The sequence below is a fragment of the Streptacidiphilus anmyonensis genome, assembly GCF_000787855.1.
GTDB lineage: Bacteria > Actinomycetota > Actinomycetes > Streptomycetales > Streptomycetaceae > Streptacidiphilus > Streptacidiphilus anmyonensis.
The window spans coordinates 1-1,912 of the sequence record NZ_BBPQ01000097.1; the positions used below are offsets into that span (position 1 = coordinate 1).

The 1,912-nt window shown below is 71.5% G+C and carries 2 protein-coding genes; one reads left to right on the forward strand and one right to left on the reverse strand.

The window, feature by feature from the left end; all coding sequences use genetic code 11:
- The coding region (locus tag TR50_RS39215; protein ID WP_236654781.1) for a hypothetical protein at positions 1–229 on the reverse strand (229 nt) is incomplete at its 3' end.
- A 246-nt stretch (positions 230–475) separates the two neighbouring features.
- Between TR50_RS39215 and TR50_RS39220 the strand changes: the two genes are divergently transcribed.
- Positions 476–1,801 (forward strand): extracellular solute-binding protein, encoded by a 1,326-nt coding sequence (locus TR50_RS39220; RefSeq protein WP_042434210.1) that lies wholly within the window; start codon positions 476–478, stop codon positions 1,799–1,801.
- The last annotated feature ends 111 nt before the right edge of the window (positions 1,802–1,912 follow it).

Below are 1,912 nucleotides of genomic sequence, written 5' to 3' on the forward strand. Positions count from 1 at the left end.
GCGTCACGGCGATGACGATCCCGGCTGCGACGGCGACGAGCCCGCCCGCGGCGGCGACCCGCACCGGGCGGTGGCGTCGCGGGGCCCGGTGACTGGCCACGGCCCGGCGGGCGACGCGGGTGGCGCCCACCGGCCCGGCGTCGGGCGGGGTGGTCGCGGGGGTCGCCGCGGTGTGGTGGTCGGTGCGGCCGGCGTGGTGGTCGAGTGCGACGCCTTCTCCGGTGGTCACGGCTTCTCCGGTGGTCACGGCGCGGTTCCCTCGTGGTGCGGGGCAGGTCGGGCAGGCACCCGCCCGAGTGGGTCGTGCGGGTGACGCAAGGAACTAAACGGGACAAAGGCGCGGAGTGACTAGGGCGTGGGTCACACCCGCGCCCTCCTGGTTTCCTGCTCGCCCAGCCTTGACTTCAGAGGAGTTAGTTCAAACAATAGCCGAATCAATCACCGCCCTCGCCCCACCCTTTCCGAGGAGACGCACGTGAAGGTCAGAACCGCCTCTCTCGCGGCCGCCGCCGTGGCCCTGGTGGCCACGACGGCGCTCACCGGCTGCTCCAGCAGCGGCTCCACCGCCTCCGGTTCGACTGGTGACGGCAGCACCGCCTCCGGGCCGGTCACCCTCGACTTCTGGGGCTGGGCGCCCGGCTACGACCAGTCCGTGGCGCTGTGGAACAAGTCCCACCCGGACATCCAGGTCAGGTTCGACAAGACCGCGCCGGGCTCCAAGGGCGGCTACACCAAGATGCTGACGGCGGTGAAGGCCGGGAACGCCCCGTGTCTGGCCCAGGTCGGCTACGAGACGCTGCCGAGCTTCGCCGCCGCCGGGGCCCTCCAGGACGTGACGTCCTCCGCCGCCTCCGCCAAGTCGCAGTTCGCGGCCTGGACCTGGAACCAGGTCAGCATCGGCGGGGCCACCTACGGCATCCCGGTCGACACCGCCCCGATGGCGCTGATGTACCGCAAGGACCTGTTCGCCAAGTACGGCATCACCACTCCCCCCGCCACCTGGGACCAGTACGCCGCCGACGCGGCCAAGGTGCACGCCGCCGACCCGACCGTCTACCTGGGCGACTTCGGCAACGACGCCTACAACTACGCGGGCCTGGCCTGGCAGGCGGGCGCGCCCTGGTTCGGCACCGCGAACCAGCAGTGGCAGGTCAGCCTGAACAACGCCGGCAACCAGAAGGTCGCCTCCTACTGGCAGGGCCTGCTCGACAAGAAGCTGCTCAAGACCGACCCGAGCTACGACCCGTCGCTCTACAAGGACATGGCGAGCGGCAAGGTCCTCTCGGACGTCAACGCGGTCTGGGACGCGCCGATCATCGCCTCCAGCGTGGCGGGCACCTCCGGCAAGTGGGCCGTCGCCCCCATGCCGGTCTGGGACGCGGCCGACCCCGTCTACGGCAACGACGGCGGCTCCGCCACCGCGGTCCTCAAGGGCTGCGCCCACTCCGCGCAGGCCACCGAGTTCGCCGTCTGGATGAGCACCGACGCCGCCAGCGTCTCCAACCTCATCAAGGTGACCGGCATCTATCCGGCCGCCACCTCCGGGCTGACCAACGCGGCGCTGTCCGCGGCCGACCCCTTCTACGGCGGCCAGAAGATCTACGACGTCTTCAACGCCGAGACCGCCCACATCAACACCTCCTGGCAGTGGGGCCCGACCATGACGCAGACCTCCACCGACCTCGGTGACGGCCTCGGCCAGGCCGAGACCGGCGGCGCGACGCTGCCGAGCGTCCTTGGCACCGTGCAGACCAAGACGATCGCCCAGATGAAGCAGCAGGGCCTCACCGTCTCCGGCTGATCCGCCCGGCTCCGACTCCCCGCGCCGCCGCCCGTGCCCTGACCAGGCGGCGGCGCGGGGCCCCGACGACGCCCGTCCGAAAGGCGACGACCCGCATGACCACCGCCCCCC